The organism is Streptomyces sp. NPDC002773 (assembly GCF_040295605.1).
Lineage (GTDB): Bacteria > Actinomycetota > Actinomycetes > Streptomycetales > Streptomycetaceae > Streptomyces.
The window spans coordinates 313992-330282 of record NZ_JBEOVO010000002.1; the positions used below are offsets into that span (position 1 = coordinate 313992).

At 69.3% G+C, this 16291-nt stretch carries 15 protein-coding genes; 8 read left to right on the forward strand and 7 right to left on the reverse strand.

Annotated features, from left to right (window positions below; genetic code table 11):
* Positions 1-5 precede the first annotated feature (5 nt).
* Positions 6-686 (reverse strand): PadR family transcriptional regulator, encoded by a 681-nt coding sequence (locus tag ABT034_RS04065; protein WP_351210990.1) that lies wholly within the window; start codon positions 684-686, stop codon positions 6-8.
* Between the two features lie 371 nt (positions 687-1057).
* On the opposite strand from ABT034_RS04065, the gene ABT034_RS04070 reads away from it, so the two are divergent.
* Complete coding sequence (locus tag ABT034_RS04070; protein ID WP_351210992.1) at positions 1058-3829, forward strand: transglycosylase domain-containing protein; 2772 nt, start codon at positions 1058-1060, stop codon at positions 3827-3829.
* Between the two features lie 114 nt (positions 3830-3943).
* Entirely contained in the window at positions 3944-5458 is a 1515-nt protein-coding gene (locus ABT034_RS04075) for a glycosyltransferase family 87 protein (RefSeq protein ID WP_351210994.1), read from the forward strand.
* A 15-nt stretch (positions 5459-5473) separates the two neighbouring features.
* Here the strand turns inward: ABT034_RS04075 and ABT034_RS04080 are convergent, their stop codons facing one another.
* The 3 genes from ABT034_RS04080 to ABT034_RS04090 all read right to left on the reverse strand — a co-directional run bounded on the left by ABT034_RS04080 (position 5474) and on the right by ABT034_RS04090 (position 8120).
* The gene (locus ABT034_RS04080) at positions 5474-6505 is read right to left on the reverse strand and encodes an alanine racemase (RefSeq protein WP_351210996.1); all 1032 of its coding nucleotides are present in this window, start codon (positions 6503-6505) and stop codon (positions 5474-5476) included.
* 64 nt (positions 6506-6569) lie between these two features.
* Entirely contained in the window at positions 6570-7688 is a 1119-nt protein-coding gene (locus ABT034_RS04085; protein WP_351210998.1) for a lipid II:glycine glycyltransferase FemX, read from the reverse strand.
* Positions 7689-7805: 117 nt separating this feature from the next.
* On the reverse strand, positions 7806-8120 hold the full coding sequence (locus ABT034_RS04090; RefSeq protein WP_351211000.1) for a hypothetical protein: 315 nt from the start codon (positions 8118-8120) through the stop codon (positions 7806-7808).
* Between the two features lie 284 nt (positions 8121-8404).
* On the opposite strand from ABT034_RS04090, the gene rpsF reads away from it, so the two are divergent.
* From rpsF to rplI, 4 genes are all read left to right on the forward strand, one after another.
* Positions 8405-8695: a 30S ribosomal protein S6 gene (gene rpsF, locus ABT034_RS04095; protein ID WP_015034882.1), complete on the forward strand. Its 291-nt coding sequence runs from the start codon at positions 8405-8407 to the stop codon at positions 8693-8695.
* A 74-nt stretch (positions 8696-8769) separates the two neighbouring features.
* Complete coding sequence (locus tag ABT034_RS04100; RefSeq protein WP_351211002.1) at positions 8770-9366, forward strand: single-stranded DNA-binding protein; 597 nt, start codon at positions 8770-8772, stop codon at positions 9364-9366.
* A 57-nt stretch (positions 9367-9423) separates the two neighbouring features.
* The gene (gene rpsR, locus ABT034_RS04105; RefSeq protein WP_003956534.1) at positions 9424-9660 is read left to right on the forward strand and encodes a 30S ribosomal protein S18; all 237 of its coding nucleotides are present in this window, start codon (positions 9424-9426) and stop codon (positions 9658-9660) included.
* 18 nt (positions 9661-9678) lie between these two features.
* Entirely contained in the window at positions 9679-10125 is a 447-nt protein-coding gene (gene rplI / locus ABT034_RS04110; RefSeq protein WP_073811712.1) for a 50S ribosomal protein L9, read from the forward strand.
* Between the two features lie 84 nt (positions 10126-10209).
* Here rplI and ABT034_RS04115 read toward each other — a convergent pair whose 3' ends face one another.
* Positions 10210-11547: an MATE family efflux transporter gene (locus ABT034_RS04115; protein WP_351211004.1), complete on the reverse strand. Its 1338-nt coding sequence runs from the start codon at positions 11545-11547 to the stop codon at positions 10210-10212.
* Positions 11548-11971: 424 nt separating this feature from the next.
* On the opposite strand from ABT034_RS04115, the gene dnaB reads away from it, so the two are divergent.
* Positions 11972-13453 carry a replicative DNA helicase gene (gene dnaB / locus ABT034_RS04120; protein ID WP_250762462.1) on the forward strand — a complete coding sequence of 494 codons (1482 nt, stop codon included), beginning with the start codon at positions 11972-11974 and terminating at the stop codon, positions 13451-13453.
* A gap of 10 nt (positions 13454-13463) precedes the next feature.
* On the opposite strand, the gene ABT034_RS04125 is transcribed toward dnaB, so the two are convergent.
* Positions 13464-14189: a dienelactone hydrolase family protein gene (locus tag ABT034_RS04125; protein WP_351211007.1), complete on the reverse strand. Its 726-nt coding sequence runs from the start codon at positions 14187-14189 to the stop codon at positions 13464-13466.
* Between the two features lie 134 nt (positions 14190-14323).
* Between ABT034_RS04125 and ABT034_RS04130 the strand changes: the two genes are divergently transcribed.
* Positions 14324-15706, forward strand: coding sequence for a serine hydrolase domain-containing protein (locus tag ABT034_RS04130; protein ID WP_351211009.1), 1383 nt, complete (start codon positions 14324-14326; stop codon positions 15704-15706).
* A 75-nt stretch (positions 15707-15781) separates the two neighbouring features.
* Here the strand turns inward: ABT034_RS04130 and ABT034_RS04135 are convergent, their stop codons facing one another.
* A complete protein-coding gene (locus ABT034_RS04135; protein ID WP_351211011.1) occupies positions 15782-16234 on the reverse strand; it encodes a GNAT family N-acetyltransferase in 453 nt (150 codons plus the stop codon).
* Positions 16235-16291: the final 57 nt, after the last annotated feature.

Below are 16291 nucleotides of genomic sequence, written 5' to 3' on the forward strand. Positions count from 1 at the left end.
GGGTTTCACTTGGCGGTGTCGTCGGACGGATCCGGCCGGGTACTGCCCCCGTGCCGGGGCAGGCCGCCCGTCTCTCCAGAATCGTTGTCGTGCAGAGCGGGGGCGTCGGAGCCGGATCGCTGATCCCGCCCTGCCCGCTCGCTCTCGATGAGCTCGTTCAGCCAGCGCACTTCGCGCTCCACGGACTCCATACCGTGGCGCTGGAGCTCAAGCGTGTAGTCGTCGAGACGCTCGCGGGTCCGGGCCAGGGAGGCGCGCATCTTCTCCAGGCGCTCCTCCAGCCGGCTGCGGCGTCCTTCGAGGACGCGCATCCGCACCTCGCGCTCGGTCTGCCCGAAGAAGGCGAAGCGGGCGGCGAAGTGCTCGTCCTCCCAGGCGTCCGGTCCGGTGTGGGAGAGCAGCTCCTCGAAGTGCTCCTTGCCCGCGGACGTCAACCGGTAGACGATCTTGGCTCGGCGTCCCGCGAGTGAAGCGGCGAGGGCCTCCTCGGGAGCGCTGCCCGGTTCCTCGATCAACCAGCCGTTGGTGACCAGCGTCTTGAGGCAGGGGTACAGCGTTCCGTAGCTGAAGGCCCGGAAGACGCCCAGCGAGGTGTTGAGGCGCTTCCGCAGCTCGTACCCGTGCATCGGGGCCTCACGCAGGAGTCCGAGGACGGCGAACTCGAGGATGCCGGAGCGTCTGCTCATGCGTCGCCTCCTCCTCCGCTTCGGGGCCCTTATGCCGTGCTGATGTATCGACTCGATACATCAGCACGATAGAACGGCCTCCCTGTCCCGACAAGTGGGACCGCCGTGACCGGCGTCACATCGTCAATTCACAGCGTTCGACTTGCCTGATTTGGGGTGAAGTCCGGCCCTAGGAGGGTTTTGGCCGTGCGTAGTCTGTGCGGCATGCAGAACACCGGGAACCGAGCATCGCCGTGGGGCGTCAGTGCTCCGGGTGACCGGCTGCGGTACGGAGGGGCCTCCGATGGGGTTCAGGCCGTGCGCATTTCGGGGGGACCGGAACTCAACTGCCGCTTCCAGGCGTATGCGCCTGCCCGAGGAGTAGTCGTTCGATGAGCGAGCATCGTCGCAAAATGCCGCCGCAGCAGCCGCCGACGGGCGGACGCGCGGCGGCACGGCGCGCTGCCCAGCAGCCGGTGGGCCGCAGGTCGGCCCCGGCCCATGACGTCGTTACCGGGGCCCCTTCGGCCTCGTACGGTCCCGCTTCCTCCCACGGGGAGGAGCAGCGTCCCTACGGGGGTCGCGCGGAGGCCCGCAGGGCCGCCCAGCGCGGCAGCCGCCGGAAGGGGGCCGACGCCGGCCCCGGCGGCCCCGTGGGTCCCGGCGGGTCCGGTGGTGGACGACGTGGCGGCGGCGGCCGTGGCAGCGGTCCGGGGCGTGGTTCCGGCGGTCCCCCGCCCGGCAAGAAGCGGTTCATCGACTACCCCCGTTACGGAAAGTACGGCTGGCGTCGCTGGATGCCGTCGTGGAAGCTCGTGACGGGCACGTTCCTTTTCTTCGTGGCGAGCCTGATGGGCGCGGGCGCTTTCGCGTACTCGCGGGTGGAGATCCCCAACGAGGCCCTGACCGCGAAGTCGCAGAACAACATCTACTACTGGGCCGACAAGACCCGCATGGTCGCGACCGGCAGTGGTACGAATCGCCAGATCGTCCCGTTCGCGAAGATCCCGAAATCGATGCAGAACGCGGTGATCTCGGCCGAGAACAAGACCTTCTGGGACGACTCCGGAATCGACCCCATGGGTATCGGCCGAGCCGTGTGGAACATGGCCAAGGGCGGCGAGACCCAGGGCGGTTCGACGATCACCCAGCAGTACGTGAAGAACAACCGTCTTGACGACCAGTCGCAGACCGTCAGCCGGAAGGTGAAGGAACTCTTCATCTCCATGAAGGTCGGCGGCGAGGTCGAGAAGGACGAGATCATGGCCGGCTATCTGAACACCGCGTACTACGGCCGGGGAGCCTACGGTGTCCAGGCGGCGGCGCGCGCCTACTTCAACACGGACGCCGAGAAGCTCAACCCCAGCCAGTCTGCGCTGCTCGCCGCGGTCCTCAAGGGCGCGACGTACTACGACCCCGCCGGCTACCCCGAGATCGACTCCGAGGCCACGCCCGAGAAGAACACGAAGCGTGCCACCGAGCGGTGGGCGTGGATTCTCGACGAGATGAAGAACGACGGGCACCTCTCCGCCGAGGAGCGTGCGAAGTACACGGCGTTCCCCAAGGTCGAGGGGCCGAAGAAGAGCGCCAACCTGAGCGGTCAGATCGGCTATCTGGTCAGCACGGCCAAGGCGAACGTCAAGGCCCAGTTCGGTATTACCGAGCAGGATCTGGAACGTGGCGGCTACGAGATCTACACCACCTTCGAAAAGGAGAAGGTGAATGCCCTCGAGAAGTCGGTCACGAAGATCCTGGACGAGTACATCGACCCGAAGAAGCGCCCGAAGGAGGACACCAACGTGCAGTTCGGTGGTGCCTCCGTCGACACGGCGACCGGGAAGATCGTCGCTCTCTACGGTGGCGTCGACGCGACCAAGCACTTCCGCAGCAACGCCGACAACACCGGTGCCCAGGTCGGATCGACGTTCAAGCCCTTCGTACTCGCCGCCGCCATGACCGACGGGGTCCGGGACAAGGACCTCGGAGAGGTCCAGGACCGGTCCACCCGCACGATCGTGGACCCGGACAAGAGCCGCTACTCCGGTCAGAACAAGCTGACGATCCGCAAGTACAACGGCGAGATCTGGCACGACGACAAGGGCAAGGAGTGGCGCCAGACCAATGACGACGACGCGAGCTACAAGGACATGACCCTGCGTCGGGCCATGGTCAAGTCGGCGAACTCGCCGTACGTGCAGCTCGGTATGGACGTCGGCATCGACAAGGTCCGCGAGGCCGCCATCAAGGCGGGCCTGCGCCCCGACTCGCTCGTCCCGGGCGAGTTCCCCTCCTTCTCCCTCGGTGTCTCCAGCCCCAGCGCCATCCGCATGGCCGGCGCCTACGCGACCTTCGCCAACGAGGGCAAGCAGAACGACCCCTACTCGGTGGAGACCGTGAAGCGGGAGGGGGTCGTCATCAAGCAGCACGAGGAGAAGCCGAAGGACGCCTTCTCCCCGGCCGTCGCCAACAACGTCACCGACGTCCTCCGGAGCGTCGTGGACGAGGAGGAGGGCACCGGCAGGAAGGCCCGGATCCCGGGCCGTGAAGTGGCCGGCAAGACGGGTACGACCGACGGCAACAAGTCGGCCTGGTTCGTGGGCTACACCCCGCAGCTGTCGACGGCGATCGACATGTACCGGTTCGACGACGACGAGACGAAGAAGAACCGCGAGTTCCAGGAGATGTTCGGCACGGGTGCCCAGCCGCGCATCCACGGTTCGTCGTTCCCGTCCCGGATCTGGCAGGACTACATGACCGGAGCCGCGGCGAGCTACCCGGTCAAGAGCTTCCCGAAGCCGGAGAAGCTGGAGGGCGCCGAGCCGGTCTTCGGTGGTGGCGCCACCAGCCCGACGCCGACGCCGACCGCGACGACGCCGTCGCCGACCATGACGACGCCGACGCCGACGACGACTCCCCCGACGACGCCGCCGACGACGGCTCCCCCGCCCACCGCCACCAGGACGCCCAAGCCGGGCAAGACGACCTGTGACGTCTGGAACTGGAACTGCGACAACACGGAGGAACCGGGTGGCCCCGGCGGCAACACCGGGCAGCCCACCAACACGGGTACCCCCACGGGCACACCGACGACGCCGAGCGGTACACCGAGCGACGACGGCAACGGCAACAACGGGAAACCCGAGGACGGGTCCTGGATCCCCTGATCCCTCCCGCCCGGGCACTCCCTGAGGGCCGCCGCGACCGCTCCGTACCTTCCGTACGGGCCGGGCGCGGCGGCCCTCGCCGTTTTCCCGGAGACGTACGGCAGGATGTCCCCCATGCCGAGCCTCCAGAAGACGAGTGCGCCGCAGGGACGGTCGCAGGGCCGCTCGCAGACGGTCATCCCCACCCACCGGGACAAGGTGGCCGCCGCGGGCAGCGAGCTGATCGGCGGTCCCTACGGCCGTCGGGCGCTGAGCGGTACCGGACAGCTGACGCCGGTGCGGGTGATCGCCCTCGTGGCCATCGGCATGTTCGCGCTCGGCATGGTGCAGAAGCTGCCCTGCTACAACTGGGCCTGGTTCCGGGGCACGACCTCCCAGTACACCCACGCCTGCTACTCGGACATCCCGCACCTCTACTCCGGGCGGGGCTTCGCGGACGGTCTGGTGCCGTACTTCGACCGGCTGGGCGGCGACATACCGTTCCTGGAGTATCCGGTCCTGACGGGTCTGTTCATGGAGGTCGCGGCCTGGCTGACGCCGGGCGGCGGCGACACGATGCAGCAGGAGCGGGCGTACTGGCTGGCCAACGCCGGTCTGCTGATGGTCTGCGCGGCCGTCCTCGCGGTCTGTGTGGCCCGTACGCACCGCCTGCGCCCCTGGGACGGCCTCCTCGTCGCCCTGGCGCCCTCGGTCGCGCTCGCCGCCACGGTCAACTGGGACCTGCTGGCCGTCGCGCTGACCGCCGCCGCGGTCCTGATGTGGTCGCGCGGGCGGCCGCTGGCCTTCGGCATCCTGCTCGGCCTGGCCGCCGCGTCCAAGCTCTACCCGGTCCTGCTCCTCTGCCCGCTGCTGCTGCTCTGCTGGCGGGCCGGGAAGTGGCGCGAGTACGGGGCCGCCGTGCTCGGCGCGGGCGGCGCGTGGCTGCTGGTGAACCTGCCGGTGATGCTGCTCGCCCCCGAGGGCTGGAAGCAGTTCTACCTCTTCAGCCGGCAGCGGAACGTGGACTTCGGTTCGGTCTGGCTCCTGGTCAGTCAGCGGACGGGCGTGTCGATCCCGCCGGACCGGGCCAACCTGTACGCGCTGCTGCTGATGCTGGCGGCGGTGGCGGGCCTCGCCTACCTGGCGTTCACGGCGCCCCGCAGGCCCCGCTTCGCCCAGCTGGCCTTCCTGATCGTCGCCGCGTTCGTACTGACCAACAAGGTCTACTCACCGCAGTACGTCCTGTGGCTGGTCCCGCTTGCGGCCCTCGCCCGGCCGCGCTGGCGCGACTTCCTGGTCTGGCAGGCGTGCGAGGTCATGTACTTCGTGGGCGTCTGGATGTACCTGGCGTTCACGTACAGCGGCAACAAGCAGGGACTGCCGGTGGACGGCTACCAGTTCGCGACCGTCCTGCACCTGCTCGGCACGCTCTACCTGTGCGTGATGGTCGTACGCGACATCCTGAGGCCCGAGAAGGACCCCGTCCGGCAGGACGGCGCCGACGATCCGTCGGGGGGTGTCCTGGACGGCGCGGAGGACGTCTTCGTGGCGGGCAGGGCGGCGCTTCCGGCCCGGCACGCGGCGCCGGCCATGGAGGCGGGGCCGCGCGTGGAGTGGGGTACCCCCGGACGGGAGGCCTCCCGGGGGTGAGCGGGTCCGGGCGGCTCAGCGCTCGACGATCCGGTCGAACTGCGTCGTGGTGTGGCGCAGATGTGCCACGAGCTCGTCGCCGACCCGGGGCTCCTGGGCGTCGGCGGGCACGAACAGGATCGACACCTGCATGTGCGGCGGTTCGGCGAACCAGCGCTGCTTCCCGGCCCAGACGAAGGGCGACAGGTTCCGGTTGACGGTGGCGAGACCGGCCCGCGCGACGCCCTTGGCGCGCGGCATGACGCCGTGCATCGCCTTGGGGGCCTCCAGGCCCACGCCGTGCGAGGTGCCGCCGGCGACGACGACGAGCCAGCCGTCCGACGCGGCCTTCTGCTGGCGGTAGCCGAACCGGTCGCCCTTGGCGACCCGGGTCACGTCGAGGACCGCGCCCCGGTACTCCGTGGCCTCGTGGTCACCCAGCCACAGCCGGGTGCCGATCCGGGCGCGGAAGCGGGTCTGGGGGAACTGCTGCTGGAGCCGGGCCTGCTCCTCGGCGCGCAGGTGGCTGACGAACATGGTGTGCAGCGGCAGCCGGGCGGCCCGCAGCCGGTCCATCCAGCCGATGACCTCCTCCACGGCGTCGGTGCCGTCCGGGCGGTCCAGGGGGAGGTGGAGGGCGAAGCCCTCGAGACGGACGTCCTCGATGGCGGCGTGGAGCTGCTGGAGCTCCTCCTCGCGGACGCCGTGCCGCTTCATCGAGCTCATGCACTCGATGACGACGCGGGCCCCCACCAGGGCGTGGACGCCGTCCACGGACGACACGGAGCGGATGACCCGGTCGGGCAGCGGAACCGGTTCCTCACCCCGGCGGAAGGGGGTGAGGACCAGCAGGTCACCGCTGAACCAGTCCTTGATCCTCGCGGCCTCGTAGGTGGTGCCCACGGCGAGCATGTCGGCACCGAAGCGGGCCGCCTCGTCGGCGAGGCGCTCGTGCCCGAAGCCGTACCCGTTGCCCTTGCAGACAGGGATGACACCGGGGAACTGGTCGATGACGGTCTTCTGGTGCGCGCGCCAGCGAGCGGTGTCGACGTAGAGGGAGAGCGCCATGGCCGGCCCGGAACCTTTCTGATGGCAGCGGTGTATCAAAGGTATGTACGAGACTACGGAAACGTCAGCGGCGGGACATGTAGATGTCGAGCGCCTTGTGCAGCAGCTTGTTCAGCGGGAAGTCCCACTCGCCGACGTACTCGACGGCCTCGCCGCCGGTGCCCACCTTGAACTGGATGAGCCCGAAGAGGTGGTCGGTCTCGTCGAGCGAGTCCGAGATGCCGCGCAGGTCGTAGACGGTCGCGCCCATCGCGTAGGCGTCGCGCAGCATGCGCCACTGCATCGCGTTCGAGGGCCGGACCTCGCGGCCGATGTTGTCGGAGGCGCCGTAGGAGTACCAGACGTGGCCGCCGACGACGAGCATCGTGGCCGCGGAGAGGTTCACACCGTTGTGGCGGGCGAAGTAGAGCCGCATGCGGTTGGGGTCCTCGTTGTTGAGGACGGTCCACATGCGCTGGAAGTACGAGAGCGGGCGCGGCCTGAAGTGGTCGCGGACGGCCGTGATCTCGTACAGCCGCTGCCACTCGGCCAGGTCCTCGTAGCCGCCCTGGACGACCTCGACACCGGCCTTCTCGGCCTTCTTGATGTTGCGGCGCCACAGCTGGTTGAAGCCCTTGAGGACGTCGTCGAGGGAGCGGTTCGCGAGCGGGACCTGGAAGACGTAGCGGGGCTGCACGTCGCCGAAGCCGGCGCCGCCGTCCTCGGCCTGCTGCCAGCCCATCTTCCGCAGCCGGTCCGCGACTTCGAAGGCACGCGGCTCGACATGGGTGGCCTGGACGTCCTTGAGACGCTTGACGTCCGGGTCCTGGATGCCGGACTTGATGGCGGCCGAGTCCCAGCGGCGGATGACGACCGGCGGGCCCATCTTCACCGAGAAGGCGCCCTGCTGCTTGAGGTGCGCCAGCATCGGCTGCAGCCAGTCGTCGAGGTTGGGCGCGTGCCAGTTGATGACCGGGCCCTCGGGCAGATAGGCGAGGTAGCGCTTGATCTTCGGCAGCTGGCGGTAGAGCACCAGGCCGGCGCCGACGAGCTCGCCGTCCTTGTCGAACCAGCCGAGGTTCTCCGAGCGCCACTCGGTCTTCACATCAGCCCACGCCGGGACCTGGCAGTGGCTCGCCGAGGGCTGGCTCTGGATGAATGCCAGATGCTGCTCACGGCTGATGGTCCTCAGGGTCAGGCTCATGCGGGGCGCTCCTCGGCAGGTGTGTCCCCATCGGTCAGGGGCTCCGGCTCTCGCGCCGAAGCCTACTGTGACCGGGGAGCGCCCCGGATGGGCATGTGTGCCCTGACGTGCCGCCGGTCAGCCGACGACGCCTCCGAAGAGACCGCCGTGGGCCATGCCGAGGAAGAAGCCCAGGGCTGCCGCGCCGAGTCCGACGATCAGGGCGAAGCGCTCGCGGGTCGTCACGGAGATGAACTGTCCGTAGGCGCCGGTCAGGATGCCGATCAGGCCCGCCCAGGAGCTCAGCAGATGCAGGTTGTGGAACTGCGCGGTGACGAGGGCGACGACGCCCAGCACCAGTGTCACTCCGACCAGGGTGTCCTGGAGCGGATGGGGCTTGCCGTCGGTTGCGAAGAGGGAGTGGCCCGGGTCGGGTCGCATTGCCTGTGCCATGGAGCACCTCCTGGCGTGCCTGCGGGAAGGCGGCGCGTCGTGGCGCCGCCGACATCCGATGTGTACAGATTGCGTCCCCTCACCAGTGAATTTCAACCGGAGGGCGATGTCCGGGTACGCTGTACGGTCTGCACCGGTGTCTGCCCTGGTCCGTCTCGGATCCCGGCGGTGTCCCTCGTTCGCGAGGGGGACTGTCAGTGGCGGCGGATACCGTTGCTAACGCATCACGACCCTCCTGCCACGGAACGACCGTGGCCGCTGAGTCCAAAGGAGGTGGGTTCCACATGCGTCACTACGAAGTGATGGTCATCCTCGACCCCGATCTCGAGGAGCGCGCTGTCTCCCCGCTGATCGAGAACTTCCTTTCTGTCGTCCGTGAGGGCAACGGAAAGGTCGAGAAGGTCGACACCTGGGGCCGTCGTCGTCTGGCCTACGAGATCAAGAAGAAGCCCGAGGGCATCTACTCGGTCATCGACCTGCAGGCCGAGCCTGCGGTCGTCAAGGAGCTCGACCGACAGCTCAACCTGAACGAGTCGGTCCTCCGGACCAAGGTCCTCCGTCCCGAGACCCACTGAGCTTCTAGCTCAGTGGTCATCGGGTCCGAGTAGCAGCAAAGCAGCCAGAAGCAATCCCGCCGAGAGGTTCCCCCATGGCAGGCGAGACCGTCATCACGGTCGTCGGCAATCTTGTCGACGACCCCGAGCTGCGCTTCACCCCGTCCGGTGCGGCGGTCGCGAAGTTCCGTATCGCGTCCACCCCCCGCACCTTCGACCGTCAGACCAATGAGTGGAAGGACGGCGAAAGCCTCTTCCTCACCTGCTCGGTCTGGCGTCAGGCGGCGGAGAACGTCGCCGAGTCGCTTCAGCGAGGCATGCGCGTCGTCGTGCAGGGCCGGCTGAAGCAGCGGTCCTATGAGGACCGTGAGGGCGTCAAGCGCACGGTCTACGAGCTGGATGTCGAGGAAGTCGGCCCCAGCCTCAAGAACGCCACGGCCAAGGTCACCAAGACCACCGGTCGCGGCGGCCAGGGTGGTTACGGCGGCGGTGGCGGCGGCCAGCAGGCCGGCGGAGACAGCTGGGGTGGGAACTCCGGCGGTGGCCAGCAGGGTGGTGGCGGTGCTCCCGCCGCCGACCCGTGGGCGACCGGCGGTCCCTCCTCTTCCGGCTCTTCCGGCGGCCAGCAGGGCGGCGGAGGCGGCTGGGGTGGAAACTCCGGCGGCGGCTACTCGGACGAGCCCCCCTTCTAGGGCGCAAGCCCTCGAAGCAGCTCGTATCCCACTTCTTGATCACACAGGAGAAACACCATGGCGAAGCCGCCTGTGCGCAAGCCTAAGAAGAAGGTCTGCGCGTTCTGCAAGGACAAGACCGTGTACGTGGACTACAAGGACACGAACATGCTGCGGAAGTTCATTTCCGACCGCGGCAAGATCCGTGCCCGCCGCGTGACCGGCAACTGCACGCAGCACCAGCGTGACGTCGCCACGGCCGTCAAGAACAGCCGTGAGATGGCGCTGCTGCCCTACACGTCCACCGCGCGATAAGGGAAGGGTGACCGAAAAATGAAGATCATCCTCACCCACGAGGTCTCTGGCCTCGGTGCCGCTGGCGACGTCGTGGACGTCAAGGACGGCTACGCTCGCAACTACCTGGTCCCGCGTGGTTTCGCGATCCGCTGGACCAAGGGTGGCGAGAAGGACGTGGCGCAGATCCGCCGCGCCCGCAAGATCCACGAGATCGCGACCATCGAGCAGGCCAACGAGATCAAGGCCAAGCTCGAGGGCACGAAGGTGCGCCTGGCCGTTCGCTCCGGCGACGCCGGCCGTCTCTTCGGCTCCGTGACCCCGGCCGACATCGCCTCGGCGATCAAGTCCGCGGGTGGCCCCGACGTCGACAAGCGTCGCGTCGAGCTCGGTTCGCCGATCAAGACCCTGGGCTCGCACCAGGTGTCCGTGCGTCTGCACCCCGAGGTTGCCGCGAAGCTCGGCGTCGAGGTCGTCGCCGCGTAACGCTGCCCTCGGCAGTCTGCGCTCAGCAGTGAGGAAGGGCCGCACCCCTCGGGGTGCGGCCCTTCCGCCGTTTCACGTGAAACATCACCGGGTCGCGCCGGTGACGATCCAGCGGCCGGAGCGGGACCGCAGCCAGAGCGTCGCCATCCGGACCGACATCATCAGTGCCATCGCCCACCAGACCGCCGTGAGGCCGCCCCCGAGCATCGGGATGACGAGGGCGACCGGGGCGAAGACCGCGAGGGTCAGCAGCATGGCCCAGGCCAGATAGGGGCCGTCCCCCGCGCCCATCAGGACGCCGTCGAGGACGAAGACGACTCCGGAGATCGGCTGTGAGAGCGCGACCACGAGCAAGGCCGGAAGCAGGGTGTCCTGGACCGTGGTGTCGCTGGTGAACAGCGGGATGAACAAGGGGCGGGCGACGATGATCAGGGCGCCCAGCACCACACCGGAGACCACGCCCCACTGCACCATGCGGCGGCAGACCTGGCGGGCGCCCTCGGCGTCGTCCGCGCCGAGATAGCGGCCGATGATGGCCTGGCCCGCGATGGCGATCGCGTCGAGAGCGAAGGCCATCAGGCTCCACAGGGACAGGATGATCTGGTGGGCGGCGACCTCCGCGTCGCCGAGTCGGGCCGCGACGGCCGTGGCGATCATCAGGACCGCACGCAGCGAGAGCGTACGGACGAGGAGTGGGACGCCGGCCTGGGCGGAGGCACGTATGCCGGCCGCGTCGGGGCGGAGGGAGGCCCCGTGGCGGCGGGCGCCTCGTACGACCACGACGAGGTAGGCGGCGGCCATGCCGCACTGGGCGATGACCGTGCCCCAGGCGGAGCCCGCGATGCCGAGATCGGCCCCGTAGACCAGACCGACGTTGAGCGCGGCGTTCGCCGTGAAACCGCCGATGGCCACGTAGAGCGGTGTACGGGTGTCCTGGAGGCCGCGGAGGACGCCGGTGGCGGCCAGGACCACCAGCATCGCGGGAATGCCGAGGCTGGAGATGCGGAGGTAGGTGACGGCGTAGGGGGCCGCGGTGTCGGAGGCCCCGAAGAGGTCGACGAGCCACGGTGCGGTGGGCAGGGTCAGCGCGACGACGGCGGCGCCGAGGAGCAGGGCGAGCCAGATGCCGTCCATGCCCTGACGGATGGCGGCCTGAAGGTCTCCGGCGCCGACACGGCGGGCGACGGCGGCGGTCGTGGCGTAGGCGAGGAAGACGAAGACGCTGACGGCGGTGGTCAGCAGTGCCGCGGCGATCGCGAGACCCGCGAGTTGAGGCGTGCCGAGGTGGCCGACGACGGCGCTGTCGACCATGAGGAAGAGCGGCTCGGCGACCAGAGCACCGAAGGCCGGGAGGGCGAGGGAGACGATCTCGCGGTCGTGTTGCCGGCGGATGGCCTTGGAGGTCGCGGGGGCCTGGGTCATGGGATCAATCTAATCTTCCACAGGTAAGAGATGCAATGGCTCTGTAGTCCTTACCTGGGGAGGGGAAGGGGCTTCGGATGTGGGTCGTTTGTTCTGATCTTGGGCCGACGGGAAAAGTTTTTCTCCCCCACAGGCCGTGGATGGGAAAAGCCCAGGTCAGATGGGCAGGGCCGGGAGGTCTATGAGTTTGTCCACATGACTGTCCCCTGCTGCGTGCACAGGTTCCGGCGAGTTCTCCACAGCATCTGGCCCTTCACCCACAGGGCCTGTGGATAACCAGATTGGCTGACGCCCCTCGCGGGCCTACCGTGGACCGGCGCCCGACGCGCCAGAAGCGGTCGCGAAGCCACTCTTTGATGAAGGCCGTGGCGTAGGAAAGAGTGGCATGGCGAGGTCCGCGGAGCGGACGGGAGGAGGTGGCTTGGTGAGCGTTACCGAGCCCTTGGACGACCCCTGGGCCGACAGCGGACCGAGCGACCGGCTGCCCGCCCGTCCCCGCGGCGAAGGGCGTGGCCGCGGCAGAGGCCGCGACGACCAGCACGAGCGGGGCGGGGACGGTCCCTGGGACGGGGGGCTCTCCGGCTTCGAGCGGGTCCCCCCGCAGGACCTCGACGCCGAGCAGTCCGTCCTCGGCGGCATGCTGCTCTCCAAGGACGCCATCGCGGACGTCGTGGAGATCATCAAGGGCAACGACTTCTACAAGCCCGCCCACGAGACGGTCTACGCCGCGATTCTCGACCTCTACGCCAAGGGCGAGCCGGCCGACCCCATCACGGTCGGCGCGGAGCTCACCAAGCGCGGCGAGATCACCCGTGTCGGCGGCGCCTCCTACCTGCACACCCTCGTCCAGTCCGTACCGACCGCGGCCAACGCCTCGTACTACGCGGAGATCGTCCACGAGCGGGCCGTCCTGCGTCGCCTCGTGGAGGCCGGCACCAAGATCACGCAGATGGGCTACGCGGCCGACGGAGACGTCGACGAGATCGTGAACTCGGCCCAGGCCGAGATCTACGCGGTCACCGAGCAGCGCACCACCGAGGACTATCTGCCGCTCGGCGACATCATGGAGGGGGCGCTCGACGAGATTGAGGCGATCGGCTCCCGCAGCGGCGAGATGACCGGTGTCCCGACCGGCTTCACCGACCTCGACTCGCTCACCAACGGCCTCCACCCCGGCCAGATGATCATCATCGCGGCCCGTCCCGCCATGGGTAAGTCGACCCTCGCCCTCGACTTCGCCCGGGCCGCGTCCATCAAGCACAACCTGCCCAGCGTCATCTTCTCGCTCGAGATGGGCCGCAACGAGATCGCGATGCGTCTGCTCTCGGCCGAGGCCCGGGTCGCGCTGCACCACATGCGCTCCGGCACGATGACCGACGAGGACTGGACCCGCCTCGCCCGCCGGATGCCGGACGTCTCGCAGGCCCCGCTCTACATCGACGACTCCCCGAACCTGTCGATGATGGAGATCAGGGCGAAGTGCCGCCGGCTCAAGCAGCGCAACGGCCTCAAGCTCGTGATCATCGACTATCTGCAGCTCATGCAGTCCGGCGGCTCGAAGCGGCAGGAGAGCCGGCAGCAGGAGGTCTCCGACATGTCGCGAAACCTGAAGCTCCTCGCCAAGGAGCTGGAGCTGCCCGTGATCGCGCTCTCCCAGCTGAACCGTGGCCCCGAGCAGCGCACCGACAAGAAGCCGATGGTCTCCGACCTGCGTGAATCCGGCTCGATCGAGCAGGACGCCGACATGGTGATCCTGCTTCACCGCGAGGACGCCTACGAGAAGGAGTCGCCCCGCGCGGGCGAGGCGGACATCATCGTGGGCAAGCACCGTAACGGCCCGACGGCCACCATCACCGTGGCCTTCCAGGGCCACTACTCCCGTTTCGTGGACATGGCCCAAACATGACGGCTCCAGCTCACTCCTGCAGGGGCAGGCATTCGGCGAGTAGGGCGACGATGTCCTGCCAGGCTCGTTGGGCGTGTCGGGGGTGGTAGCCGACGCCGGGGAGGACGGTCTGGTCGACCGGTGGGTGGTGGAAGGCGTGCAGGGCTCCGCCGTAGACCACGAGGCGCCAGTCGACGCCTGCGGCCTGCATCTCGGCGGTGAAGGCGTCCCGTTGCTCGGTGGGCATGATCGGATCCTGCGATCCGACCCCGGCCCACACGGGGCAACGGATGTGGGCGGCTTCGCCCGGGCGGCCCGTGGTCAGGCCGTTGACCGTGCCGATCGCGCGCAGGTCGACGCCGTCGCGCCCGAGTTCCAGTGCGATGGCGCCCCCGGTGCCGTAGCCGATGGCGGCGATCCGGCCCGGGTCGGTGCGTGGTTCGGAGCGCAGGACGTCGAGTGCCGCATGGCCGATCCCCCGCATCCGGTCCGGGGCGGCGAGCAGCGGGGTGACGTGCGCCAGCATCTCCTGGGGGTCGGTGAACCAGCGGCCGCCGTTGATGTCGAAGGCCAGTGCCACGTAACCCAGTTCGGCGAGGGCGTCGGCCCGGCGGCGCTGGACGTCGTTCAGGCCCGGGCCCTCGGGCCCGAGCAGGACCGCGGGCCGGCGGTCGGTTCCGGCGGGGAGCGCGAGGTGGCCGATCATCGTGAGGCCGTCGGCGGGGTACTCGACCGTGCGTGTGGTGACCGTCGTCATGAGACCGAATGTAGTGAGGGGCGAGCCCGGTCGGGCCGGACTTCACCGTCGGCGGAACGGCGCGGTGACGGCGCGGGGCCGACCGCGGACAAACCGGGGAGCGTTCTGCGGGGCCATCGCGTTGGATGGCCCTCATGTCCTCATCTTTCGAAGCCTTGTTGCCTGGTACCGAGCGGGCCCTGCTGCACCGCGTCGCCGTCGCCCAGTCCGAGGGGCGGGCGCCGTCCTTCGTGGGGGCCGTGGTGCGCGACGGAGCGCTGGTCTGGAGCGGCTCACGCAGTTGTGTGGACGGGCACGCCCCGGATGCCGACACGCAGTTCAGGATCGGCTCGCTCACCAAGGTGTTCACCGCGGTACTCGTGATGCGATTGCGCGACGAGGGGCTTCTCGGCCTTGACGATCCGCTGGAGCGGCACCTCAAGGACACGGGCGTCGGTGAGGTGACGATCGCTCAACTCCTCGGGCACAGCGGTGGGCTCGCGGCCGAGACCCCGGGGCCGTGGTGGGAGCGTTCCTCCTCCGCGCTCCGGCCGGAGCTCTCCGACGTCCTGGGGGAGCAGCCGTTCCTCGGGACGCCGGGGCGACGGCACCACTACTCCAACCCCGGCTACACGCTGCTCGGTTCGCTGATCGAGGCCGTGCGGGGGATGACCTGGGAGGAGGCCCTGCGGCGCGAAATTCTGGAGCCCCTGGGGATGGGCCGTACGACCGTCGATCCGGTCGCGCCGCACGCGGGTGGCTGGACGGTGCATCCCTGGGCCGATGTGATGCTGCCGGAGCCGTCCGAGTCGCTGGGGCTGATGGCGCCGGCGGGGGTGCTCTGGTCGACGGCGGCGGACCTCGCCCGGTTCGCCGCGTTCCTCGCGGCGGGTGACGAGCGGGTGCTCGCCCCGGCTTCCGTGGAGGAGATGAGGGTGCCGGCCGCCCCGGCCGGCGAGGGGGACTGGGAGGGCGGTTACGGGCTCGGTCTCCAGCTGCTCCGCACGGACGGCCGGACCCTGATCGGTCACACCGGTTCCCTGCCCGGCTTCGTCGCCGCCCTGTGGGTGAGCGTGGAGGACGGGCTTGCGGCGATCGCCCTCGCCAATGCGACGTCAGGGCCGTCGACGGCGGTCGTGGCCGCTGATCTCGTCCGGATCGTGGCCGAGGCGGAGCCGCGGTTCCCGGAGCCTTGGCGCCCGCTTCCGGAGGCCGAGGTCGACGAGGAACTCCTCGCCCTGACGGGGCCCTGGTACTGGGGCACGTACGCCTACGGGCTCCGGCTCGGCGCCGAGCGGGGAGTGGTACTCGGGCCCCTACGGGGAGCCGGGCGGCGGGCCCGCTTCCGGGCGCTGCCGGAGGGCGGCTGGGTCGGGCTGAACGGCTACTACGCGGGGGAGACGCTCCGGGCGGTCCGGCGCGCCGACGGCAGCGTGAGCCATCTCGACCTGGGCTCGTTCGTCTTCACGCGGGAGCCGTACGCGCCGGCGGACGTCGTGCCGGGCGGAGTCGACGAGGCCGGGTGGCGCGGTCTCTGAGCCGTTCCGCGATGTTTCACGTGAAACGGCGCGCCCGGACCTGTGTCCTGGCGCGCCGCCGCCTTGCTGCCCGTCTCAGAGGCTCTTCTTGAAGCCCACGTGGGAGGCCTCGAAGCCGAGGCGCTCGTAGAAGCGGTGGGCGTCGGTGCGGGTGGCGTCGGAGGTCAGCTGGACGAGCTGACAGCCCTGGCGCTCGGACTCCTCGACGGCCCACTCGATGAGCTGGGTCCCCAGGCCGCTGCCGCGCTCATCGGCGTGGATGCGGACGCCCTCGATGATCGAGCGGGTGGAGCCCCGGCGGGAGAGCCCCGGGATGACCGTCAGCTGGAGGGTGCCGACGACCTTCTCCGCGCGGACGGCCACGACGAGGTGCTGGTGGGGGTCGTTCGCCAGACGCTCGAAGGCGGTGAGGTACGGGCGGAGGTCGTCCGGGGATTCACGCTGGGCGCCCAGGGGGTCGTCCGCGAGCATCGCGACGACGGCTTCGAGGTCTGCCGCTGCGGCGGGACGTATCTCAAGATCGCTCATGGCTCGCAGCGTACGCCGGACCGGCTACGGATCCGTTTGAGGGTTCCGTGGCGCGAG